We start from the raw sequence: 19,812 nt of genomic DNA, 5'->3' as shown, positions 1-19,812 counted from the left end.
CTTTTCCATAGGCCTTTAAATAATCATCGGGATCATCGCCATCAGGTATCGACGCAATACGCGATTCAAGTCCCGCTTTTTTTAAGCGTCAGCCGCTTTAAAAGCCGCTTCAATTCCAGCATGATCACCATCATAACAAACAATGACTTCATCAACATAACGTTTCAGTAATTGCGCTTGGTGATCGGTGAGTGCGGTACCTAATGATGCCACACCGTGAGTAATACCATACTGATCAGCTGTAATGACATCCATATAACCTTCAAATAAAATGGCTTGATTTAACTTTTTCATCTCACTACGGGCTTGATCAAAATTATATAATAAGCGCCCTTTTTGAAACAGCTTCGATTCTGGACTATTTAAATACTTCGGTTCTTCATTACTTATCGTGCGTCCGCCAAAACCAACGGTTTTTCCTAAATGGTTTCTAATCGGAAAGACAACGCGTCCTCTAAAACGATCTAAGACCTTACCGTCTTCTGTTTGTGAAAGCACACCCGTGTGGGCTAAATGATTGAGATGAAAGGATTTCTTCTCAAGTAACGTTGTTGTGACATCGCTCTTATATGGAGCAAAACCGACATTAAATTTTTTCATTGTCTCTTCTGTTAATCCACGCGCCGTCAAGTATTGCTTAGCTTCTTCTGCGCCGTTGGCGTGTACTAATGAATGATGATAAAACATCGTCAGAAATTCATAAGCATTTAAACTTTCTTGGTCCATTCGATTGTTTTGTTGGGTGTGTTGACTTGAGACAGACTCAGGTAACGCCATCCCACTTTTATTGGCCAAGTATTCAACTGCCTGATAAAAACTGAATCCCTCGAGTTCCATTAAGAAATTAAAGACATTTCCACCTTTTCCACAACCAAAACAATGAAAAATTTGTTTTTCTTGCGTCACAGAAAATGACGGAGTGTTTTCACCATGAAAAGGACAAAGACCAAAATAATTTCGACCTTTCTTTTTAAGAGACACATGTTCACCAACAACATCCACAATGTCATTCGCTTTTCGTACCTCTTCAATTAATTGTTCAGGAATTTGACCTGCCATTGATATCACCAACACTTAATTTCTAGATGAAATCAAAAATTCCTTCAAGATTCGACATCTAGAAGAAAAAAATAATCCCACCTCATGATAGTATTACTTTACCTTAAATACTCACGCATTAAACGTCTTTCAGCTGTATTCCATTATCAAATACATTTCTTTTATGACTTATTCTTTATATAAGTTAAAAAATCCTGCCTTCAAAACAAAAAAAATCAAAAATAGACAAGTTTTTTACGCAAATATTAATTATAGTATAAATAAACGAAAACATCAAAACATATATTGCTAAATAGCAAAAACCTTTTTGCCAATGTTCACCATCAACAAAAAGGTTGCTACTATGTTACCTCAACATCTGTAACTGTAAAATAATATTAGCTGTTTCTTCGACTGCTTTATACGAAACATCAATCACAGGACACTGAATCCTTTCAACGAGACGCTCAAAATACTCGAGTTCTTGTTCGATACGCGTCGTTGTTGCGTAGTTCGCATTCGGTTTTAAACCGAGGGCTTTTAAGCGTTCTTTTCTTATATCATTTAATTTCTCTGAATTAATTTTAAGTCCAATACATTTACTTGGGTCCACGTCAAACAGTTGTTTCGGCGGGTCGACTTCAGGTACGATAGGGACATTCGCCACTTTAAAACTTTTCAGTGCTAAATATTGACTTAAAGGCGTTTTTGACGTTCTTGAAATACCTATCAGGACAATATCTGCTTTTTCAATCCCTCTCGGGTCTCGCCCATCGTCATACTTGACCGCAAATTCAATCGCTTCAATTCGCTTAAAATACGCTTCGTCTAATTGATGACTGAGACCAGGTTTTACTCGCGGCTTTTTCCTAAACATCCGCTCCATCGCATCAAGCATTGGCCCTAGAATATCGATGGCTTCAATATCAAGTTCTTGGGAACGTTCACTGATATATTCACGCAAGTCCGGGTCAACTAATGTGTAACCAACAATCGCCCTATCTCTTGCGACAGTCATGAGCACATGATTGATTTTCTCTGTTCCATCAACGTATGGTTCTCTGACTAATTCATATTCATGATGATCACCAAATTGCAACAGCGCTGATTTGATAACTTTTTCAGCTGTTTCACCGAGTGAATCTGATACTAAATAAATCACAGGTTTAACCATGTTACCACCTCAAGCTTTTTAAAATTGTTGTTTCCATTCAATCTGTGTGAAATCACCTAGCTGGTCGACGAGTTGTTTAACTTGGTTAAGCAAGGCAAGGCGATTGTTTTTTACTTTGTCATTATCAACCATCACCATCGTCTCGTCAAAGAAACGATTGATTGCCGGTGTCAGTGCCTCAAGTTCTTCTAACGCCTCTTTGTAAGCTTCTTCTTTGATCCGAGCTTCAAATGAGGCTCGCACTTCAAGGAGTGTCTGATATAAAGCTGTTTCTGATTCATTATCAAATAGATGTGCCTCAACCTCAGTTGTTGTTGCTTTCTTTGCTAAATTTAATGAGCGTACGAGCGCTTCTTCCGTTTCTTTAAACGCTTCATCTTTACGGCTATCTTCTAGTAGATTAGCTTTAATGAAGAGTTGATGTAACTGACCCAGCCCTAAACTTGTGACAGCTTCTATGATATCACGTTCCACACCGCGTTCTTTAGCAATATAGCTTACACGAGCACGGAAGAAGTCCGTCACATTATGTTTCACCACGTCATAATCATTCACGGCAATCGCTGTTGTTTCATAGTGACTCACGATGAGGTCGAGTAAATCTTCAAATGATAGAGACCAACCAAAGCGTTCTAAAATTTGAACCACCCCCATCGCTTGTCGACGCAAGGCATAAGGGTCTTGTGAGCCTGTTGGCATTAAGCCAACGGCAATACAACCCACGATCGTATCCATCTTATCAGCCACACTTAAAATTTGACCGACGGTTGATACCGGTAAAGCGTCATGTGCATGTCGCGGCATATATTGCTCGTTTAAAGCAACACTGACAGCTTCACTTTCTCCTTTAAGGCGTGCATACTTTTCGCCCATGACACCTTGTAAGTTGGTAAACTCATTGACCATTTGGGTGACTAAGTCAAACTTACTAATGTGAGCCGCACGGTGAACATCTTTTACGACTGCTTGGTCAAATTGTAGCGCAATCGCCACACTTTGACTGATGGCTGTTACACGTTCGACTTTGTCATGTAAGGTACCGAGTTTTTCTTGGAAGACCATCCGTGTTAGCTTGTCATTATTCGCTTCAATCGATTGTTTTTGATCTTCTTCATAGAAGAACACGGCATCTTTAAGACGCGCATTCAATACTTTTTCATTTCCGCGTTTCACGGTATCGATATGATCATCGTTACCGTTTCGCACCGCTATAAAGTACGGTAATAACGTGTGATCTGTTTGTCTAACCGGGAAGTAACGTTGGTGCTCTTTCATTGATGTAATCAAGGCCTCTTCAGGGACGTCTAGGAAGTCTTTACTAAACTCTCCGTAGAACACGGTTGGATATTCCACGAGGTGCGTGACTTCTTCTAACAAGTCCTCATCTATTGGCACAACAAAATCTTGTGCAGTTTCAAGCGCTTTGATTTGTTCAACAATCATCGCCTGTCTTTCAGTTGTACTTGCGATGACATACTCATCTTTTAAGGCCGCTTGGTAAGATAAAGCGTCACTTATTGTGATAGTGTGACCGAGGAAGCGGTGGCCACGCGTGTCATTACTTGACACAACCTCTTCAATCTCAAACGGAATGACGTCGGTATCATTTAAGGCAAGTATCCATTTGATAGGGCGAATAAACCGTAAAGAACGATCGCCCCATCGCATATTTTTAGGGAAGTTAAGCGATAAAACAACGTCTTTAAAATCTGGTAAGATGGCGGTTGCAAGTTGTCCTTCAGTATATTTTTCAACAAAAATATACTCATGGCCATCGACTGTTTTCACAACGATATCCTCAACCGTTTTGCCTTGACCTTTACAAAAACCTATCGCGGCTTTTGACCAGTCGCCTGCTTGGTCTTTTGCAATTTGTAATTTCGGACCTCTTACTTCTTCATGGAGATCAGGCTGTTTTGATTCAAGGTTATGAATAAGGACCGCAAAACGTCTCGGGGTAATAAATGTGTCCATTTTTTCATAAGCTAACCGTGACTCGTCTAACCAAGCCGCTGTTTTTTCAGATAATTGCTTTTCTGTGTCCGTCAAGAAACGGGCCGGCATTTCTTCTAAACCAATTTCGAATAAGACATTACTTGTTGTCATGAGAGCCCTCCTCTTTTAACATTGGGAAACCTAAAGCTTCACGTTTTTCTACATATAATTTCGCGATTTCTCGCGCTAAGTTACGTACGCGTCCGATATAACCTGTTCGCTCAGTGACTGAAATGACCCCACGCGCATCAAGTAAGTTGAAGGTATGTGAACATTTTAAAACATAATCATATGCTGGGAAGACAAGCGATTGTTCCATCGCCCGCTTAGCTTCTTGTTCATATTGATTAAACAATTTAAACAACAAGTCTGTATCTGACGCTTCAAATGTATAAGTTGAATGTTCAAATTCTGGTTGATAGAAAATATCACGCACCGTGACACCTTCCGTCCACGTTAAATCAAACACATTTTCTTTATCTTGGATATATGAAGCTAAACGTTCCATTCCATAAGTAATCTCAACCGCGACAGGTTTGGCTTCCAGACCACCAATTTGTTGGAAATACGTAAATTGTGTAATTTCCATCCCGTCTAACCATACTTCCCAGCCAAGTCCTGCCGCACCAAGCGTTGGATTTTCCCAGTTATCTTCGACAAAACGAATATCATGTTCTAATGGATTAATACCTAATTTTTTCAGTGAATCTAAGTATAACTCTTGAATATTATCTGGTGATGGCTTCATAATCACCTGGAATTGATGGTGTTGATACAATCGATTCGGGTTATCACCGTAACGACCATCGGCTGGTCGACGTGACGGTTCTACATACGCCACATTCCAAGGCTCTGGACCTAAACTTCTTAGTAAAGTCATCGGTGACATCGTCCCGGCCCCTTTTTCTGTGTCATAGGCTTGCATTAAAATACAGCCTTCATCTGACCAATGCTTTTGTAATGTTAAAATCATATCTTGAATATGCATACCATTGTCCTCCTTTTTTAAACCCTTCATTTCTTACATGGTTATTGTCGTACGCTTATTTAACTACCACATTAAAAATCCCGTCCCTATGCTTCAATCAATGATCGAAACATAGGGACGGGATTTCCGCGGTTCCACCCTATTTACTAAAGCAAGCTTTAGTCACTTTTTTTAAAACAATAGCTCACGAGCGCCTTCAAATAAGGACAATTATTTGGCTTTCACTATCCCAAATTCGCTAGTCAATCGTTCCCTTATTTTACTCTTCTCTTTCATCGCTAGTAATCATATTCTAGTTAAAATCTTAATGAAACAACGCGCTTTTGTCAAGTGCTACTTTAACGCATCCAACTGATCTAAAAACCGACGTGATTTTAAGAAGACACCTGAATGATGTTCGAAGTACTCTTTTAACACATAATTTAATAGCTGTTTATTTTCAGGTTTAACCGAAATATTCTCAACTCGGTTCACGTCCACTTCTAAAAAGAGTCGCATCAGTTTAATCACTTGTGGATTTAACGCCAAACTATACGTATCTCGCTTGCCACACGACTGACACAGCGCACCACCATCACCAATCGAAAAGTGAGTTAAGTTGTCGGTTGTCCCGCACGACTGACAATGATCTAACATAGGTTTAATTCCTAAGAGCGGGTAAAGTTTCATCTCATACATCATCGTTACGACTTCTGGGTCTTTATCTTGTTCAATTGCTGTAAGCGTCTTAAGCAATTGGTCATAGATAAAGGGTAAAGGCGTACCTTCATCTACAACACGATAGGTAAGTTCTGCCATGTAACTCGCATAGGCTGTTTTGAATAGGTCTTCTCTCACTTTGCGAAATGAATGAATCACATCACCTTGTTGGAGCGTACCAAGACCTTTGCCTACTCTTAATAAAAAATCACCTTGAATAAACATTTGAGAAATGGCACCATTTCTACTTTTCGGTTTTTTCGCTCCTTGAGCAATGACCGCTATTTTACCGAATCGCTTCGTCAACAAGGTGACAATTTTATGTGTTTCTTTGTAATCAAATGTACGAATAACAATTGCTTCTGTTTTTTCAAACATGAAAACCGTCCTCTACCCTTAAATTTACCTTAACGATAATTTTCTGGATCAAATCCGAATTCACTTAAGTAACGTTCTTGATTACGCCAGTCTTTCTTCACCTTCACCCATAGTTCTAAATACACTTTGTTACCGAGTAAACGCTCGATATCACGGCGTGCTTGATGACCAATTTTTTTTAGCATCGTCCCTTGTTTTCCGATGACGATTCCTTTTTGAGTCGAACGTTCGACAATAATCGTTGCTTGAACAAGGACTTTTTCATCAGGATTTTTCTCGATTTTCTCAACAACAACTGCAATGGAATGTGGTACTTCTTCACGGGTATGATGCAGGACTTTTTCGCGAATCAACTCACTAATAATAAAGCGTTCCGGGTGATCAGTCACTTGATCTTTCGGATAATATTGCGGTCCCTCTGGCAGTTGGTCTGTTAAGACTTCTAATAAGTGATCCACATTATTGCCTTCTAAGGCAGAAATCGGGATAATTTCTTTGAAATCATATTTATCTTTGTATTCCGTAATCAAAGTAAACAGATTATCCGGGTGAATGCGATCAATTTTATTAATGATTAAGTAAACGGGCTTTTTCACAGAGGCTAAGCGGTCAATAATATACTGGTCCCCTCGACCGAACCCTTCTTCTGCATTAATCATAAACATCACCGCATCGACTTCGTTTAAGGTATTTTCAGCAAGCTTGACCATAAAGTCACCTAACCGGTGCTTTGGTTTGTGAATACCCGGTGTGTCAATGAACACGAGTTGAGCGTCGTCTGTCGTGAGGACACCTTGAATGGTATTTCTTGTCGTTTGGGCTTTATCACTCATAATCGCAATTTTTTGTCCAATAACGCGATTTAGAAAAGTTGATTTTCCAACGTTTGGTCGCCCAATGATCGTGATAAAACCTGATTTAAATGCTTGATTTGTCATATATGTTCCTCCATCTGTTGTTGTTAGAAAAATACAGCGAGCAATTTAGGGATAAAAATAATAGAACCGATTACGAGCGCAATACTGCTCGCTACTAAAACGCCACCCGCTGTTAAATCTTTGATGATGCCTACTTTTGGATGCCACTCAGGCGCTAAATAATCCAATAACATTTCAACGGCTGTATTAAATACTTCCGAAGATAGAACTAATCCGAAAGTCAAAAATAACAGCACCCATTCGGTAAAACTCACTTGAAAAACAAAACCTAATATAATAACGATTACTGTTAGTAAGACATGTACCCGCATATTGATTTCATTTTTAAATGCAAAAACTAAGCCGTTAATGCATATTTTAGCCCGATTGTTTTTTGTTTAATTTCTTGATAATCCGAAGCCATTGAGAAGCTCCTCTTGTCTATTATTCATCACTTGTTCATCTTCGGGTTCTATATGATCATAACCAAGTAAATGTAAAAAACCATGTAAAGCTAAAAAGCCAAGTTCTCGCTCAAAGCTATGTTCGTAAAGCTCTGCTTGTTCTTTTGTCCGATCAATGGAAATAATGATATCACCAAGTACTACTGGCATGCCGGGTAACGGTTCGACAGGATAACCATCGTCTGTTTCCTCAAGTAATGCAAATGAAATCACATCGGTCGGTTGATCTTTATCCCGGAAATCACGATTGAGTTCTTGAATCCGAGCATCATCAACAAATGTGACTGATAATTCGGCTAGGTCGGATACTTTTTCTTCTTGCGCTGCATAGTGAAGCAATTCATCAACGAGCTGCATGTGTTCGCCTAATACCACGTTTGTATCGTCTAGATAGTCTATTAACATAGGAGTCATCCTTTCTTTTCGTCTGGATATTCAATTCGAGAATGATAAATACCGTTTAACGTCTCAGATAATGTGTAACTGATTTTTCTAAGGTCTAAAAAAGTTAAGTGACAGTCATCAAATTGACCATCTTGCATGCGGTCATTGATAATCGATTGAATTAAGTGATCGATTTTTTCTTTCGTCGGTTCTTTCATCGAACGCACCGCCGCCTCGACTGAATCACAAATCGAGATGACAGCATTTTCTTTCGTTTGCGGCTTCGGGCCAGGATAGCGGAATTTACTTTCTTCCACATCTGGTAACGTTTCTTTTGCTTGATAGTAAAAATACTTAACGAGTGTTGTTCCGTGGTGCTGCTTAGCCACGTCAATAATTTCTTGCGGGAATTTATTCGCTTTTAAAATCCTAGCACCGTCAAGTGTATGCGATAGAATAATCGTGGCACTTTGAATCGGAGTTAAGAAATCATGCGGATTCTGAATCCCCATCTGATTTTCAATAAAATAATGCGGGTGCGCTGTTTTACCGATGTCATGAAAGTAGCTTGCCACGCGAGCAAATAAACCATTCGCACCAATCGCTTCACACGCCGCTTCACTTAAATTAGCGACCATTAAGCTATGATGATATGTCCCCGGTGCTTCCGTTAAGATTTTTTTCAATAACGGATGGTTTGGATTAGCTAAACGAATGAGTTTAGTATCGGATAAAATGCTTAAAATGGATTCAAAGAACGGTAAAGTACCGACCACAACAATACCTGAGACCATTGCTTGAATAATGCCAAAGCCAACTTGTAACATGATAAACGTCCAAGAGTAGCTTTCATAAGCAATAAACAAAAAGCTCAAAATAACAACACTATTCACCAAACTGTTAGCCAGTACAACTTTTAAAATCGTAAACCTTTCCGTCACTTTTCGCAATACAAAAATCGTCGCGAGTTGTGAAAATAACAAATACACACCTGCCTGTAAGTTCAGTGCCCCTGGAATCGATTGATTAAACAGAACGGTTGCGGATAAACTGAAAAACAGCGCATATAAAATCGCCAGCTTTTCTTTAAACAACAAACGAATAAGCATGCTGACAGAGGCAATTGGCATAAGTAAATAGAGCGAGGTCGCCTCGACCTCGATTAAACTCATAAATTTCATCATGATTAATGGCACTAACGTTAAAATGAGTAAAGCTAACGCATGCTTTCCGCCATCTTTCGTTAAATCAATATCAAAGTAAAAGCCATAACCTAAAACACTCACTAGTAACGCGACAAAAAAGGCGAGCCCAATAAGCGGATAAAAATTACGTCCTTGGTCTAGTAAGCCCACTAACGAGAGCGTCTCATATATATCATTAGAGATTGTTTGGCCTTCTCTGACAATAACTTCTCCTGCTCTAATCATCTGAGGCTCCACATTATTTAGTGCTTGTTGTTCGGCTTCCATCGTTTTTTCAATCGAGAAAAACGAATTTTCTACTAATATTTCCTGACCGAGTGTACTTAAGGTCATAATGATTTCTTCCGGTAACATAGCGTATTTTAACCGGTCATCAAGTCCCTCTCGCTTAGCAGCTAACTCATCACGCGTAATCCCCTCATTAAAAGCTTCATTTAACGTACTGACAAGCAGAGTATAACTACTATTTTTTTGCGCCGCTGACATGTTCATTAATGTTTGCCATTCGGATTCAGGTAACGCTTGATAAACATCTTCTCCTAGCATTTCTTTTAATAGCTGTAGTTTCTCAGGTAAGGTTCGCTCAACTTCTACTGTTTCAGTTGTTTCTTGATTATCACTCGTGTCTGTTTCCTCATTATTAGCGTCATCTGCTCTTTCGTCTTCTATCGTTATAGGTTCATTTACGACGTCAATCGCTTCAAAAACATCTTCAATTAAAGCCAATTGCTCCGATGTAATGCTGTGTAGCACCTCGTATCGATCACCAACCGCTTGCACGGCTTCACGTTGTAACCGTTCGGTTTCTTTTGTATCCTCAATGGTGATCGGTGAGCGGATGGTTTCTTTCGCTTGACTAAATCGTTCTATTTCGTACGTTTCTGTAAAAACATTTGAGACAAGTAATAGAAACAAGCCCACCGCGATGAAAGCGAGGGTGACCCAAATGATGATATGTTGATACGACTTGACCAATCGTTCTAACCAAATTTTCACGCACAAAACTCCTTTAGCTTGTGACATTAACTACATTTTACCACACATCGACTTTTTTTGGTTGGTAAATTAGCAGAGAAAAAGACCCTCACGATGAAATGACGGTCTCTTAGACTATTCTTCTTCGTATGCCTCAATGATTCGTTGAACAACAGGGTGTCTAACGACATCTTGTTGTTTTAAATAAACAAATCCGATACCTGAGACGTTTTTTAATCTCGTCTCTACTGAACGTAAACCTGACTCTGTCCCTCTTGGTAGATCGACTTGCGTAATATCACCTGTGACAATCATTTTCGAACCAAAACCAAGTCGGGTCAGAAACATTTTCATTTGATTAGGCGTTGTATTTTGTGCTTCATCAAGAATGACATAGGCATCATCAAGCGTACGTCCACGCATATAAGCAAGCGGCGCAATTTCAATGGTGCCACGTTCAATGAGACGCGTTGTGTGTTCTTGTCCTAAAATCGCATGTAAACTATCATATAACGGACGTAAATATGGATCAACTTTCTCTTTTAAGTCACCTGGTAGAAAACCTAAACTCTCACCTGCTTCAACGGCTGGTCTCGTAAGAATAATCCGTTTAATCTCACCTTTTTTCAAGGCTTTTACAGCCATGACAACGGCTAAAAATGTTTTACCTGTTCCAGCTGGCCCGATGCCAAAAACAACCTCTTGTTTTTTCATTTGATTCACATAACCACGTTGGCCAATCGTTTTTACCCGAATCGGCTGTCCAAGATGTGTGCGCATAATTTCTTCTTCGAATAATTGATGAAATTGATCTATACGGCCTTTCTTTGCAAGGTCCACAACATAAATCACATCGCGTTCCGTTATGCTATTACCTCGTCTGATTACATCAATCAAAGCTTTCAATACTGCATCTACAAGTGCGGCGGCGTCGGCGTTGCCTTCAACTCTAACTTCTTCACCGCGTGTGATAATCGTGACCGATAATTTATCTTCGATAAGATGAAGATGGCGATCTTCCGTGCCAAATAAGGCCTGCACTTCATCGTGGTCTTTGAATACTAAATCAATCAATTGTGTCATAAATAAACTCCCTTAAGTGAAATAATCATTCAATTTTATAAGTCTCTAATACTGAAAAAAAGACGGTTACGTTTACTTTACCATTCCCTATCGATTGATGCAAAACTTTTTCATCATAGACCTCTTCCACATGCGGTTCATATAAAATCCGCTGCCTTAATTGTTGTTGCGCTAATTGGTAAAGCGCGTCTTGGTCTAACTCATCCTTCATAGAATACGGTGTCGTCTCTAATATTTTTTCAACACTCAACGCTAGCCAGGGTAAACTAAACTGTTCAATGATTGCTTTAGAGGTTGTTGTTTTCCGCTGAAAGGTGAGCGGTATCGTCCAATCATTCAAACGTAGTCGATAATAGTGCTTGGTTTGATTGTTCATCGTATCAAACAGTGATTCCATATTATAAGAAGCAGTGACTTTAAACCATGTATTTAAAGTAAGCTCCGCTCGAATTGGCACACGTTTAGACTCATAGACATCATCTGGTTGATCTTCTTCAGTAATCTTCTCGTTTAACTCCCCGGTAATGAGTAAATCCCCTTGTTCAACCACTTGATTGACCTCCACGCATTTTCTTCCTTGATAAGTGATTAAAGAGGTTATTAGCCCTTTTTTGGGGGCATAGTAAGCATAACGGTTACTTGTTTCGACATCAGCGATGATGTCACCTTCCCCCGTAATAGTCATAACGCCCCCTTTTCTTGCAATATCAAAGTAACGGTATGTCGGGAAATGTTCTTTTAAAGCTAAGCGAATGCTGTCGTAATCAGGTAAATCATCGAGACGATGTAACGGTGTCACATTCAATAACTCAAGCGTTTCTCTCATCGCTATTTCATCATATGGATTGTCTACGTCAATCCTTACAATGAGTAGTATTTGCGTTAAATATAAATAGCAAACGAGACCAAACAAGCTAAGGATCACCGTAAACCTATGTAAGACAAACTGTTTTTTGATGTGGTTAATGGTTGGTCGGGTTAAGAAATAGACTTTTACATGATGACGTTTAACCCTTCTTAATTTTCTTATATCCTGTTTCCTAACATAAAAAGTCACAGCTTCATCCAGACATTCAACCGTATGTAAATCAATATTTCTTTGACGTATTGCGTCTATATAAAAACAAGTATCCTCTGGTTTCCCGTGTACGTTTACTTTAATTAAACTTCGCCACATCAGACGATTATCTCCCTTCAAAACGAATGGCTTCTATAGTACCGGTGACTTCCAACCTTTCAACGGTTAATATATTAACGACTAAATCCTCCCCGTGTATCGTTACATACTTATGTTGTAATTGAACTTTTATTTGACTCTGACTCAACATAAGTAGTTGTTCATAACGACTAATGACCATCAAATGATCGCCAACAAGATTGATATTGACCTGATTTATTAATTGTGTCATCTCGGTTAATTTAGACATCGATGGTTTCATAAAAACACCTAATTTCTGTTTAGTCTCTGTTATTAGTCTATGCCCACGATGGTAAGATATACTTTTATATGACTAAGACGTAAAAAAGCCCTTAACGTTCAAAACGTTAAGGGCCAAAACTCATAAATATCTTTTTGACTGGTAAGGTTTTTTTGCACGTGGCGCTGATAACACTTCCGCCATAATCACACTGCGCTTCAATCCGCTTTTTGTTAACTGACTTTTTAAAGCGATTGGACTGCTCACCTTTTGCTTAGGTTCAAGCATAGTTAAACGATTGGTTGTTTTCTTCATTTGTTGTCTTGACGTTTTAACTTTTCGATCCGATTCTTTTTTTGAATCAACCGCTAACTTATCACGTAAGTCACGAAGTTGTGTTTCCATCGTTTGATTTGTAGACAGTTCCGGTTCGCTTTTGACTTCAGTATATGGTGAATAGTCACCAGATGTCTCAACCTGAGGTGACGGCTTCATTCGTTGCATCGTCGATTGAGACGGTTGAGACTTTGGTGTCATTTGTTTTGGTGTTTTCTTTTCTGCTTGTTTACTATCATCGGATTTAGATTTTAATACGCTTGATCCAATAATGAGTAAAAAGCTGATTAATGGAATAATAATATCATCCATTTGATCACATCCGCTTCGAATTTGTCTTAGAGATTTTACTCTTCATCTGTATCTTCTTCTGACATTTTACCGATTGAATCTCTCATCTCTGTATCCGCACCAATATTACGGTAATTCATGTAATCCATGACACCCATATGACCGCTACGAAGAGCTTCTGCTAGTGCACGTGGAACATCTGCTTCTGCTTCAACCACTTTCGCGCGCATTTCTTGAACTCGAGCCACCATTTCTTGTTCTTCGGCAACAGCCATCGCACGACGTTCTTCTGCTTTCGCCTGAGCAATATTTTTATCTGCTTCTGCTTGGTCCGTTTGAAGGATCGCCCCAATATTTTTACCGATATCAACATCAGCAATATCAATCGAGAGAATTTCAAATGCCGTTCCAGCATCTAACCCACGATTTAAGACATTATGCGAGATAGAGTCTGGGTTTTCAAGTACTTGTTTATGGGACTTTGAACTACCAATCGTACTAACAACACCCTCACCAACACGGGCAATAACCGTTTCTTCACCCGCACCACCAACAAGGCGGTCGATATTGGCACGTACGGTAATACGTGCTTTTGCTTTTACTTCAATCCCGTCCATCGCAATACCAGCGATAAAAGGCGTTTCGATGACTTTAGGGTTAACACTCATTTGAACCGCTTGTAAGACGTCACGGCCCGCTAAATCGATTGCAGCGGCACGTTCAAAGCTTAGTTCAATATTGGCTCGTTGCGCGGCAATAAGCGCGTTAACGACCCGGTCAACATTACCACCAGCTAGATAGTGGGATTCTAATTGATTTGTATTAACATCAACACCGGCCTTATGAGCCTTAATTAATGGATTGATGACACGGTTTGGTACAACGCGACGTAAGCGCATACCAACCAGTGTGAAAATACTTACCTTTACTCCAGCAGCTAAAGCACTAATCCATAGCGCCACTGGTACAAACGTTAATAACACAACCAGGGCAATAATGATAATCCCTATCGCAATAATTGGGAAAAAATCTGCCACACTATTAAATTCATTCATAATTCATTTCCTCCTCTTCGATCCTTTGTACAACAATACGTGATCCATTGACTGAGATGATTTCAATCGGATCATTTTGTCTGATAAAGTTTCCAACAGAAACGATATCCAAACGTTCGCCTTCAAATAAACCAGTGCCTGAAGGTCTCAGTGGTGTAAGCGCACGTCCCTTTAGCCCTACTAACTGTTCGCGACTGACAGATGAGACGTAGCCTTTATCAACTGTCTCACGGTCAGCAAGAATAATATGGCGTAACAACCCTTTCTGTAAGCCAATGCGTTTGTATAAATACACCGCGACTAAAATCGTCAATGTAATGGCGATCAGTAGACTCAGACTTAAAGCAAAAATATTGTCCGTTGCCATAAACAGACTCACGATAATACTCATTGTTCCTAAGCCACCGAGTATACCTCCAGGGACAAAGAATTCAATCACAATGAGCGCGGCCCCAATAATAAGTAACACAAAGACTTCATAACCGGCTAGTCCTGCGATTAAGTGCCCATAGAAGAATAACACTAAACTTATAAGGCCAATCGAACCAGCAACACCAAAACCTGGTGAATACAACTCAACAACAAGACCAATACCTGCAAGTGACAACAAAATGGATACAACAACAGAGTTGGTTAGAAATCTTGCCAATGTTTCTGCCGGTTGTTGTTCAACTTCCACAATCTCGGCATTCTCTAACCCAAGTGCTGTTAGTACATCGGCACGTGAATTAACCGTACCGTTCGAATATCCTACTTCTAACGCTTTTGTTGGGCCAAGGGTCAAATACGTCCCTTCCGGAGCATTGTATTCAGGTAAGTCGATGGAGGCATCTGCCATTGCTTCAGCATAAATGCGCTCTCTTCCGTTAGCTTCTGCTGCACTTCCCATCGCCTCACGCCAATATGATTGTGCTTTTTGATCAGCGGCAGTCCCATCATTATTGATAATACCACTTGCGCCAATCGTTGCTTGTGGCGACATATAAATGTTATCAGAAAATAACGCAATGTATGAGCCGCTGAGAGCGCACGTGAACGTATGTAAGTCGTCGTATCAATCTCAACGGATTGCAGTAGTTCACCAATATCATTGGCCGCTTCAACAAGGCCACCAGGGTATTCACTTCAAAAATAATATGTTCGGCTTCTTGTTCTGTCGCCTCACCAATAGCGCGATTTAAAAAGGCGCCTAAGCCTTTCTCTACTTCATTCTCAATCGGTATCACATAGACGGTTTCACCATCTGCGTGAATAGATTGTGGTTGAATAAGATGCATGAGCGGTAAGAAACTGATGATCACCAACAGTATTGCCAAGTAATTTTTCTTCACTTCACCACCTCCTTCTTTTTAATGTCAATATTGAAGAACCTTACCATACTATGGTATCAGTATATCATGTAAATATCAAAAAATAACGTAAAATCTATCCGATCTTCTACGAAAAGTAAAAAAGACCCTATTCGATAGAATAAGGTCTTTCTTCACTTTGAGATTTCGAAATATTTATGATAAATGTTTTTGCACGAGTTTATTCACTTGTGTACCATCCGCTTTGCCTTTAACCTTCGGCATAAGCGCACCCATCACTTTACCCATCTCTTGCTTAGACGTTGCTTGAACTTGTGCGATGGTTTCAACAACAATTGCTTCAAGTTCTTCATCTGATAGCTGCTTTGGCATATACACTTGTAAAAATTCAATCTCTCGATCAAGATTTTCAACAAGGTCTTCGCGTCCAGCTTCTTTAAATTCACGGAGGGAATCCTTACGTTGTTTTAGCTCGCGAGCTAAAACAGTGAGTTCTGCTTCTTCTGATAATGACTCGTTACCAAGTTTAATCGCTTCATTTTGAAGGGAAGCTTTTACCATGCGAATCGTACTCAGCTTTTGCTTTTCCTTATTACGCATCGCTTGTTTCATATCTTGGTTTAAAGTATCTAACAATGACATTACAATCTACACCCTCTTTATAAGAAAACACACTTCTTATCGTTTATTACTTACGCTTTCTAGCCGCCTCAGATTTCTTCTTACGTCTTACGCTAGGTTTTTCATAAAATTCACGCTTACGATATTCAGACATTGTACCTGATTTTGATACACTGCGTTTAAAGCGACGAAGAGCATCTTCAAGAGACTCGTTTTTACGAACGCGAGTTGTATTTGACATGCTAATTTCCCTCCCTCCGAAGCATCCAACATTTTAATAGGACATTTTAGCCATAGGCGAAAAATGTCTCTATGACATTATAATATATAGATATTTTTAGGTCAATGTTTTGTTTTCAAACAAACAAGAACTTTGACAAAAAAACGAGAAACATCAAGATGAAAGCGTGATTATACTTCAGTTAATCGCGGTTCTGACATGACGCGCACACATTCACCTTGATTGATTGGATAACCGGCTTTTGTCAGTTTTACCCGGACAATCTCTCCAATCATTGACGCATCACCCGCAAATTGAAGACGCATATAATTATCAGAGTAACCCGTCAATAATGTTTCTCCGTTAACTTCCTCAACTTCTTCAGGAATCACTTCAACAACGTCTCCTTCATAATGACTCGCATAGACTTTTGCTTGTTGTTCTGATAGGGCCATTAGTTTATGTACCCGATCATTTTTCGTCTCATCATTCACTTGGTCAGCCATCTTAGCAGCCGGTGTACCTGTTCGTTTCGAGTACGGAAACACATGAAGCTCAGAGAAGCAATCTCTTGGATAAAGCGATACGTCTCCATAAATTCTGCGTCCGTTTCCCCTGGGAAACCAACAATGACGTCAGACGTGACCGCTAAACCTGGTAAAGCTTGTTTAAGTCGATCAATTTGTGATTTGTAAAATTCTGTTGAATATTTCCGTCGCATCCGTTCTAAAACGGTGTCAGACCCTGCTTGAAGTGGGACATGTAAATGACGGACAATTTTCTCTGAGCGGTCAATCACTTGCATCACTTTTTCTGTAATTTGGCTCGCTTCAATCGATGAAATACGAATCCGCTTTAAGCCATCGACTTTGGTCTCTAAATCAGATAATAAATCAGCAAAGTCATATGCGGTAAAGTCTTCACCATAGCCTGCGGTATGAATACCTGTTAAAACAATCTCTTTATAGCCTGCATCGACTAATTGTTGCGCTTGTTGGATCACATTTTCTGGTTCTCGCGAGCGCAATAAGCCACGTGACCACGGAATAATACAAAATGTACAGAAATTGTTACATCCTTCTTGAATTTTAAGATTTGCTCGAGTTCGGTCAGAAAAATCTGGTACGTCCATTTCTTCAAAGACCCGATTTTTCATGATGTTTGAGACACCATTTACTGGTTCGCGCGTCTCAATGTGTTGTTCAATATAGTCAATCATCTTCGCGCGGTCTTGGGTACCAACAACGACGTCGACACCAGGAATCTCCATAACTTCACCCGGTGATACCTGGGCGTAGCAACCTGTTACGCAGACCACCGCTTCTGGATTCTTTCGAATCGCACGACGAATGACCTGACGTGACTTCTTATCGCCTGTATTCGTCACAGTACACGTGTTAATCACATAAATATCTGCGATGGATTCAAAATCAACGCGTTCATATCCTTGATCTTTAAATGACTGCCATATTCCTTCTGTTTCATATTGATTTACTTTACAACCTAACGTATGAAAGGCAACTGTCGTCATCTTCTCACTCCGTTTCTTCAAAATAATAAGATAATGCTGATAATAAGTATAAAGGGGCGGTTTCTGTCCGCAATATTCTTGGCCCTAAACGAATTGCTTGAAAATTGGCTTCATAGAAGGCACGGACTTCTTTTTCATCTAGGCCACCTTCTGTCCAATGACAATCAGGACGCGATCACCTGGTTGAATCCGCTTAAAACGATGAGAGAGTTTTGCTGAGGCAAGTTCTCGCGTGGTTTCTTCATAGGCCATAAATAAGTGGTCATACCCTTGACTTAATTCTACAACATTAGCCAGTGTCTGAACAGAGTGGATCTCGGGTAAGATTTGTCGATGCGATTGTTCACTTGCTTCCTTTACAATCTTTCTCAGTCGGTCCAGTTTCTTTCCTTCTTTTTTCTTATCCCATTTTACAATGGAACGTACAGCGTTAAACGGCACAAAAGATCGTGCGCCAAGCTCGGTAGCTTTTTGCACGATCCAGTCCAATTTATCGCCTTTGGGTAGTCCTTGTACAATGGTGACATCAATCGGTAATTCTGTCGTGGCATCTAAGTAATCGATGATTCGCAGGGTAATATCATCATCTACCGCTGTAATTTGACAGATCGCTTGTTTGCCTTCAGGATGACTACAGATAACATGATCGTCTACTTTTTTTCGCATCACATTGACAATATGATGATAATCATCGCCTGTAATGGTGACTTGATCACCTTGCCACTGATTTTTATCAACAAAATAATATTGCATCACGCCTCACCCTTTACTCGTTTTCTGGCTTTCTAGCCACAATGGAAATCCAATCTTCCATCTGGTTTACTTCAACAATGTCAAAACCTGCATCTATTAATGCCTGTTTGACATGATCTTTTTTCTGCATAATGATGCCAGACGTGATGAAATATCCTCCCGGTTTAAGAGCTTTGAAAGCATCATTTTCAAACAAGAGAATAATTTCAGCTAATATATTCGCCACCACGATATCGACTGTTTTATCGACACCTTCGAGTAAATTGTTTTGTTTGATCGTCACTTGGTCATGAACGTGGTTTAACTTTGTATTAATGCGTGCTGAATGAACAGCGACTTCATCTAAATCATACGCATCGATATGACTGGCACCTAGTTTTGCCGCGGCGATACTTAAGACACCCGAACCAGTACCAACATCAATGACTGTGTCATGATCTGATAGATAATTTTCAATCGCTTGGATACTTAATACTGTTGTCGGGTGTGTCCCCGTTCCAAACGCCATACCTGGGTCTAGTTCAATGATTAACTCATCTGCACTAACCGGTGTATACTCTTCCCATGTCGGTGTAATCGTAATATGATTTGATATTTTAACCGGTTTATAATACTTCTTCCAAGCGGTCGCCCATTGTTCTTCATTAACTTCACTTACAGACACTTTATTTAAACCTAAATCAATATCATAGGCCATCAATTGATTAATCGCTTGTTTGATTTGGTCCACCGTCTCACCTAGAAAACTATTCACTGGCAAGTACGCCTTAAGAATGACGCCTTCTTCTGGATAATCCTCTGGGTCTAAATCATAGATTTCGCCGAAGACATTTTCTCGTATTTTTAAAAAGTCTGCCTTATCTTCAATAACAACACCACTTGCTCCTGCTTCATGCAAAATATTCGATATCGGTTCAATCGCTTCATTGGTCGTATGAATACAGAGTTCGGACCAGTTCATGACAATCACTCTCTCT

General features: G+C 39.8%; 21 protein-coding genes and 1 pseudogene. All 22 read right to left on the bottom strand.

The features are described from left to right. Nucleotides 1–81 precede the first annotated feature (81 nt). The 22 genes and pseudogenes from dnaG to prmA all read right to left on the bottom strand — a co-directional run bounded on the left by dnaG (nt 82) and on the right by prmA (nt 19,796). Nucleotides 82–1,074: a DNA primase gene (dnaG, locus tag JCM19043_RS18440; protein ID WP_369813700.1), complete on the bottom strand. Its 993-nt coding sequence runs from the start codon at nt 1,072–1,074 to the stop codon at nt 82–84. Nucleotides 1,075–1,405: 331 nt separating this feature from the next. Then, nucleotides 1,406–2,212, bottom strand: coding sequence for a pyruvate, water dikinase regulatory protein (locus tag JCM19043_RS00745; RefSeq protein ID WP_062319121.1), 807 nt, complete (start codon nt 2,210–2,212; stop codon nt 1,406–1,408). 18 nt (nt 2,213–2,230) lie between these two features. Beyond that, a complete protein-coding gene (gene glyS / locus JCM19043_RS00740) occupies nt 2,231–4,318 on the bottom strand; it encodes a glycine--tRNA ligase subunit beta (protein WP_062319119.1) in 2,088 nt (695 codons plus the stop codon). Next, nucleotides 4,305–5,195: a glycine--tRNA ligase subunit alpha gene (glyQ, locus tag JCM19043_RS00735; RefSeq protein WP_062319117.1), complete on the bottom strand. Its 891-nt coding sequence runs from the start codon at nt 5,193–5,195 to the stop codon at nt 4,305–4,307. Before glyQ ends, glyS begins: the two co-directional genes overlap by 14 nt. 333 nt (nt 5,196–5,528) lie before the next feature. Next, nucleotides 5,529–6,272 carry a DNA repair protein RecO gene (gene recO / locus JCM19043_RS00730; protein ID WP_062319115.1) on the bottom strand — a complete coding sequence of 248 codons (744 nt, stop codon included), beginning with the start codon at nt 6,270–6,272 and terminating at the stop codon, nt 5,529–5,531. A 29-nt stretch (nt 6,273–6,301) separates the two neighbouring features. Continuing rightward, the gene (gene era, locus JCM19043_RS00725; protein WP_062319112.1) at nt 6,302–7,210 is read right to left on the bottom strand and encodes a GTPase Era; all 909 of its coding nucleotides are present in this window, start codon (nt 7,208–7,210) and stop codon (nt 6,302–6,304) included. 23 nt (nt 7,211–7,233) lie between these two features. Next, complete coding sequence (locus JCM19043_RS00720) at nt 7,234–7,521, bottom strand: diacylglycerol kinase family protein (RefSeq protein ID WP_231631334.1); 288 nt, start codon at nt 7,519–7,521, stop codon at nt 7,234–7,236. A 66-nt stretch (nt 7,522–7,587) separates the two neighbouring features. Then, on the bottom strand, nt 7,588–8,058 hold the full coding sequence (gene ybeY / locus JCM19043_RS00715; protein WP_062319110.1) for an rRNA maturation RNase YbeY: 471 nt from the start codon (nt 8,056–8,058) through the stop codon (nt 7,588–7,590). 5 nt (nt 8,059–8,063) lie between these two features. Continuing rightward, nucleotides 8,064–10,238: an HD family phosphohydrolase gene (locus JCM19043_RS00710; RefSeq protein ID WP_062319108.1), complete on the bottom strand. Its 2,175-nt coding sequence runs from the start codon at nt 10,236–10,238 to the stop codon at nt 8,064–8,066. Nucleotides 10,239–10,352: 114 nt separating this feature from the next. Further along, nucleotides 10,353–11,300, bottom strand: coding sequence for a PhoH family protein (locus JCM19043_RS00705; RefSeq protein ID WP_062319106.1), 948 nt, complete (start codon nt 11,298–11,300; stop codon nt 10,353–10,355). Between the two features lie 25 nt (nt 11,301–11,325). Beyond that, the gene (locus tag JCM19043_RS00700; protein ID WP_062319105.1) at nt 11,326–12,477 is read right to left on the bottom strand and encodes a sporulation protein YqfD; all 1,152 of its coding nucleotides are present in this window, start codon (nt 12,475–12,477) and stop codon (nt 11,326–11,328) included. Nucleotides 12,478–12,484: 7 nt separating this feature from the next. Beyond that, nucleotides 12,485–12,739, bottom strand: a complete 255-nt coding sequence (locus tag JCM19043_RS00695) for a YabP/YqfC family sporulation protein (protein ID WP_062319103.1) — start codon at nt 12,737–12,739, stop codon at nt 12,485–12,487. A 120-nt stretch (nt 12,740–12,859) separates the two neighbouring features. Further along, nucleotides 12,860–13,366: a hypothetical protein gene (locus tag JCM19043_RS00690; RefSeq protein WP_062319101.1), complete on the bottom strand. Its 507-nt coding sequence runs from the start codon at nt 13,364–13,366 to the stop codon at nt 12,860–12,862. 35 nt (nt 13,367–13,401) lie between these two features. Further along, nucleotides 13,402–14,400 carry a flotillin-like protein FloA gene (gene floA / locus JCM19043_RS00685; protein WP_062319099.1) on the bottom strand — a complete coding sequence of 333 codons (999 nt, stop codon included), beginning with the start codon at nt 14,398–14,400 and terminating at the stop codon, nt 13,402–13,404. After that, nucleotides 14,393–15,382 carry a nodulation protein NfeD gene (locus JCM19043_RS00680; protein WP_369813699.1) on the bottom strand — a complete coding sequence of 330 codons (990 nt, stop codon included), beginning with the start codon at nt 15,380–15,382 and terminating at the stop codon, nt 14,393–14,395. Before JCM19043_RS00680 ends, floA begins: the two co-directional genes overlap by 8 nt. A 10-nt stretch (nt 15,383–15,392) precedes the next feature. After that, on the bottom strand, nt 15,393–15,731 hold the full coding sequence (locus JCM19043_RS18435; RefSeq protein WP_369813698.1) for a hypothetical protein: 339 nt from the start codon (nt 15,729–15,731) through the stop codon (nt 15,393–15,395). A gap of 174 nt (nt 15,732–15,905) precedes the next feature. Then, a complete protein-coding gene (locus JCM19043_RS00675; RefSeq protein ID WP_062319097.1) occupies nt 15,906–16,352 on the bottom strand; it encodes a GatB/YqeY domain-containing protein in 447 nt (148 codons plus the stop codon). 46 nt (nt 16,353–16,398) lie between these two features. Further along, nucleotides 16,399–16,572, bottom strand: a complete 174-nt coding sequence (gene rpsU / locus JCM19043_RS00670) for a 30S ribosomal protein S21 (RefSeq protein WP_062319095.1) — start codon at nt 16,570–16,572, stop codon at nt 16,399–16,401. 170 nt (nt 16,573–16,742) lie between these two features. Then, nucleotides 16,743–18,082: pseudogene (gene mtaB / locus JCM19043_RS00665) on the bottom strand (tRNA (N(6)-L-threonylcarbamoyladenosine(37)-C(2))-methylthiotransferase MtaB). 4 nt (nt 18,083–18,086) lie between these two features. Beyond that, a complete protein-coding gene (locus JCM19043_RS18430) occupies nt 18,087–18,176 on the bottom strand; it encodes a 16S rRNA (uracil(1498)-N(3))-methyltransferase (RefSeq protein WP_369813711.1) in 90 nt (29 codons plus the stop codon). A gap of 44 nt (nt 18,177–18,220) precedes the next feature. Further along, nucleotides 18,221–18,835 carry a 16S rRNA (uracil(1498)-N(3))-methyltransferase gene (locus JCM19043_RS00660; protein ID WP_369813697.1) on the bottom strand — a complete coding sequence of 205 codons (615 nt, stop codon included), beginning with the start codon at nt 18,833–18,835 and terminating at the stop codon, nt 18,221–18,223. A gap of 13 nt (nt 18,836–18,848) precedes the next feature. After that, nucleotides 18,849–19,796: a 50S ribosomal protein L11 methyltransferase gene (gene prmA / locus JCM19043_RS00655; RefSeq protein ID WP_062319093.1), complete on the bottom strand. Its 948-nt coding sequence runs from the start codon at nt 19,794–19,796 to the stop codon at nt 18,849–18,851. Nucleotides 19,797–19,812 lie beyond the last annotated feature (16 nt).

The organism is Halolactibacillus sp. JCM 19043 (assembly GCF_001310395.1).
GTDB classification, from domain to species: Bacteria; Bacillota; Bacilli; order Bacillales; family Amphibacillaceae; genus Halolactibacillus; species Halolactibacillus miurensis.
Note: the sequence above shows the minus strand (reverse complement) of the source record. Positions and strands in the feature narration are given on the sequence as shown.

Bases quoted from the DNA above. Each gene is read 5' to 3' on its own strand.
- JCM19043_RS00745 (WP_062319121.1), bottom strand. From the start codon at position 2,212: ATGGTTAAACCTGTGATTTATTTAGTATCAGATTCACTCGGTGAAACA.
- glyS (WP_062319119.1), bottom strand. From the start codon at position 4,318: ATGACAACAAGTAATGTCTTATTCGAAATTGGTTTAGAAGAAATGCCG.
- glyQ (WP_062319117.1), bottom strand. From the start codon at position 5,195: ATGCATATTCAAGATATGATTTTAACATTACAAAAGCATTGGTCAGAT.
- recO (WP_062319115.1), bottom strand. From the start codon at position 6,272: ATGTTTGAAAAAACAGAAGCAATTGTTATTCGTACATTTGATTACAAA.
- era (WP_062319112.1), bottom strand. From the start codon at position 7,210: ATGACAAATCAAGCATTTAAATCAGGTTTTATCACGATCATTGGGCGA.
- JCM19043_RS00720 (WP_231631334.1), bottom strand. From the start codon at position 7,521: ATGCGGGTACATGTCTTACTAACAGTAATCGTTATTATATTAGGTTTT.
- ybeY (WP_062319110.1), bottom strand. From the start codon at position 8,058: ATGTTAATAGACTATCTAGACGATACAAACGTGGTATTAGGCGAACAC.
- JCM19043_RS00705 (WP_062319106.1), bottom strand. From the start codon at position 11,300: ATGACACAATTGATTGATTTAGTATTCAAAGACCACGATGAAGTGCAG.
- JCM19043_RS00700 (WP_062319105.1), bottom strand. From the start codon at position 12,477: ATGTGGCGAAGTTTAATTAAAGTAAACGTACACGGGAAACCAGAGGAT.
- JCM19043_RS00695 (WP_062319103.1), bottom strand. From the start codon at position 12,739: ATGAAACCATCGATGTCTAAATTAACCGAGATGACACAATTAATAAAT.
- JCM19043_RS00690 (WP_062319101.1), bottom strand. From the start codon at position 13,366: ATGGATGATATTATTATTCCATTAATCAGCTTTTTACTCATTATTGGA.
- floA (WP_062319099.1), bottom strand. From the start codon at position 14,400: ATGAATGAATTTAATAGTGTGGCAGATTTTTTCCCAATTATTGCGATA.
- JCM19043_RS00680 (WP_369813699.1), bottom strand. From the start codon at position 15,382: ATGTCGCCACAAGCAACGATTGGCGCAAGTGGTATTATCAATAATGAT.
- JCM19043_RS00675 (WP_062319097.1), bottom strand. From the start codon at position 16,352: ATGTCATTGTTAGATACTTTAAACCAAGATATGAAACAAGCGATGCGT.
- rpsU (WP_062319095.1), bottom strand. From the start codon at position 16,572: ATGTCAAATACAACTCGCGTTCGTAAAAACGAGTCTCTTGAAGATGCT.
- JCM19043_RS00660 (WP_369813697.1), bottom strand. From the start codon at position 18,835: ATGCAATATTATTTTGTTGATAAAAATCAGTGGCAAGGTGATCAAGTC.
- prmA (WP_062319093.1), bottom strand. From the start codon at position 19,796: ATGAACTGGTCCGAACTCTGTATTCATACGACCAATGAAGCGATTGAA.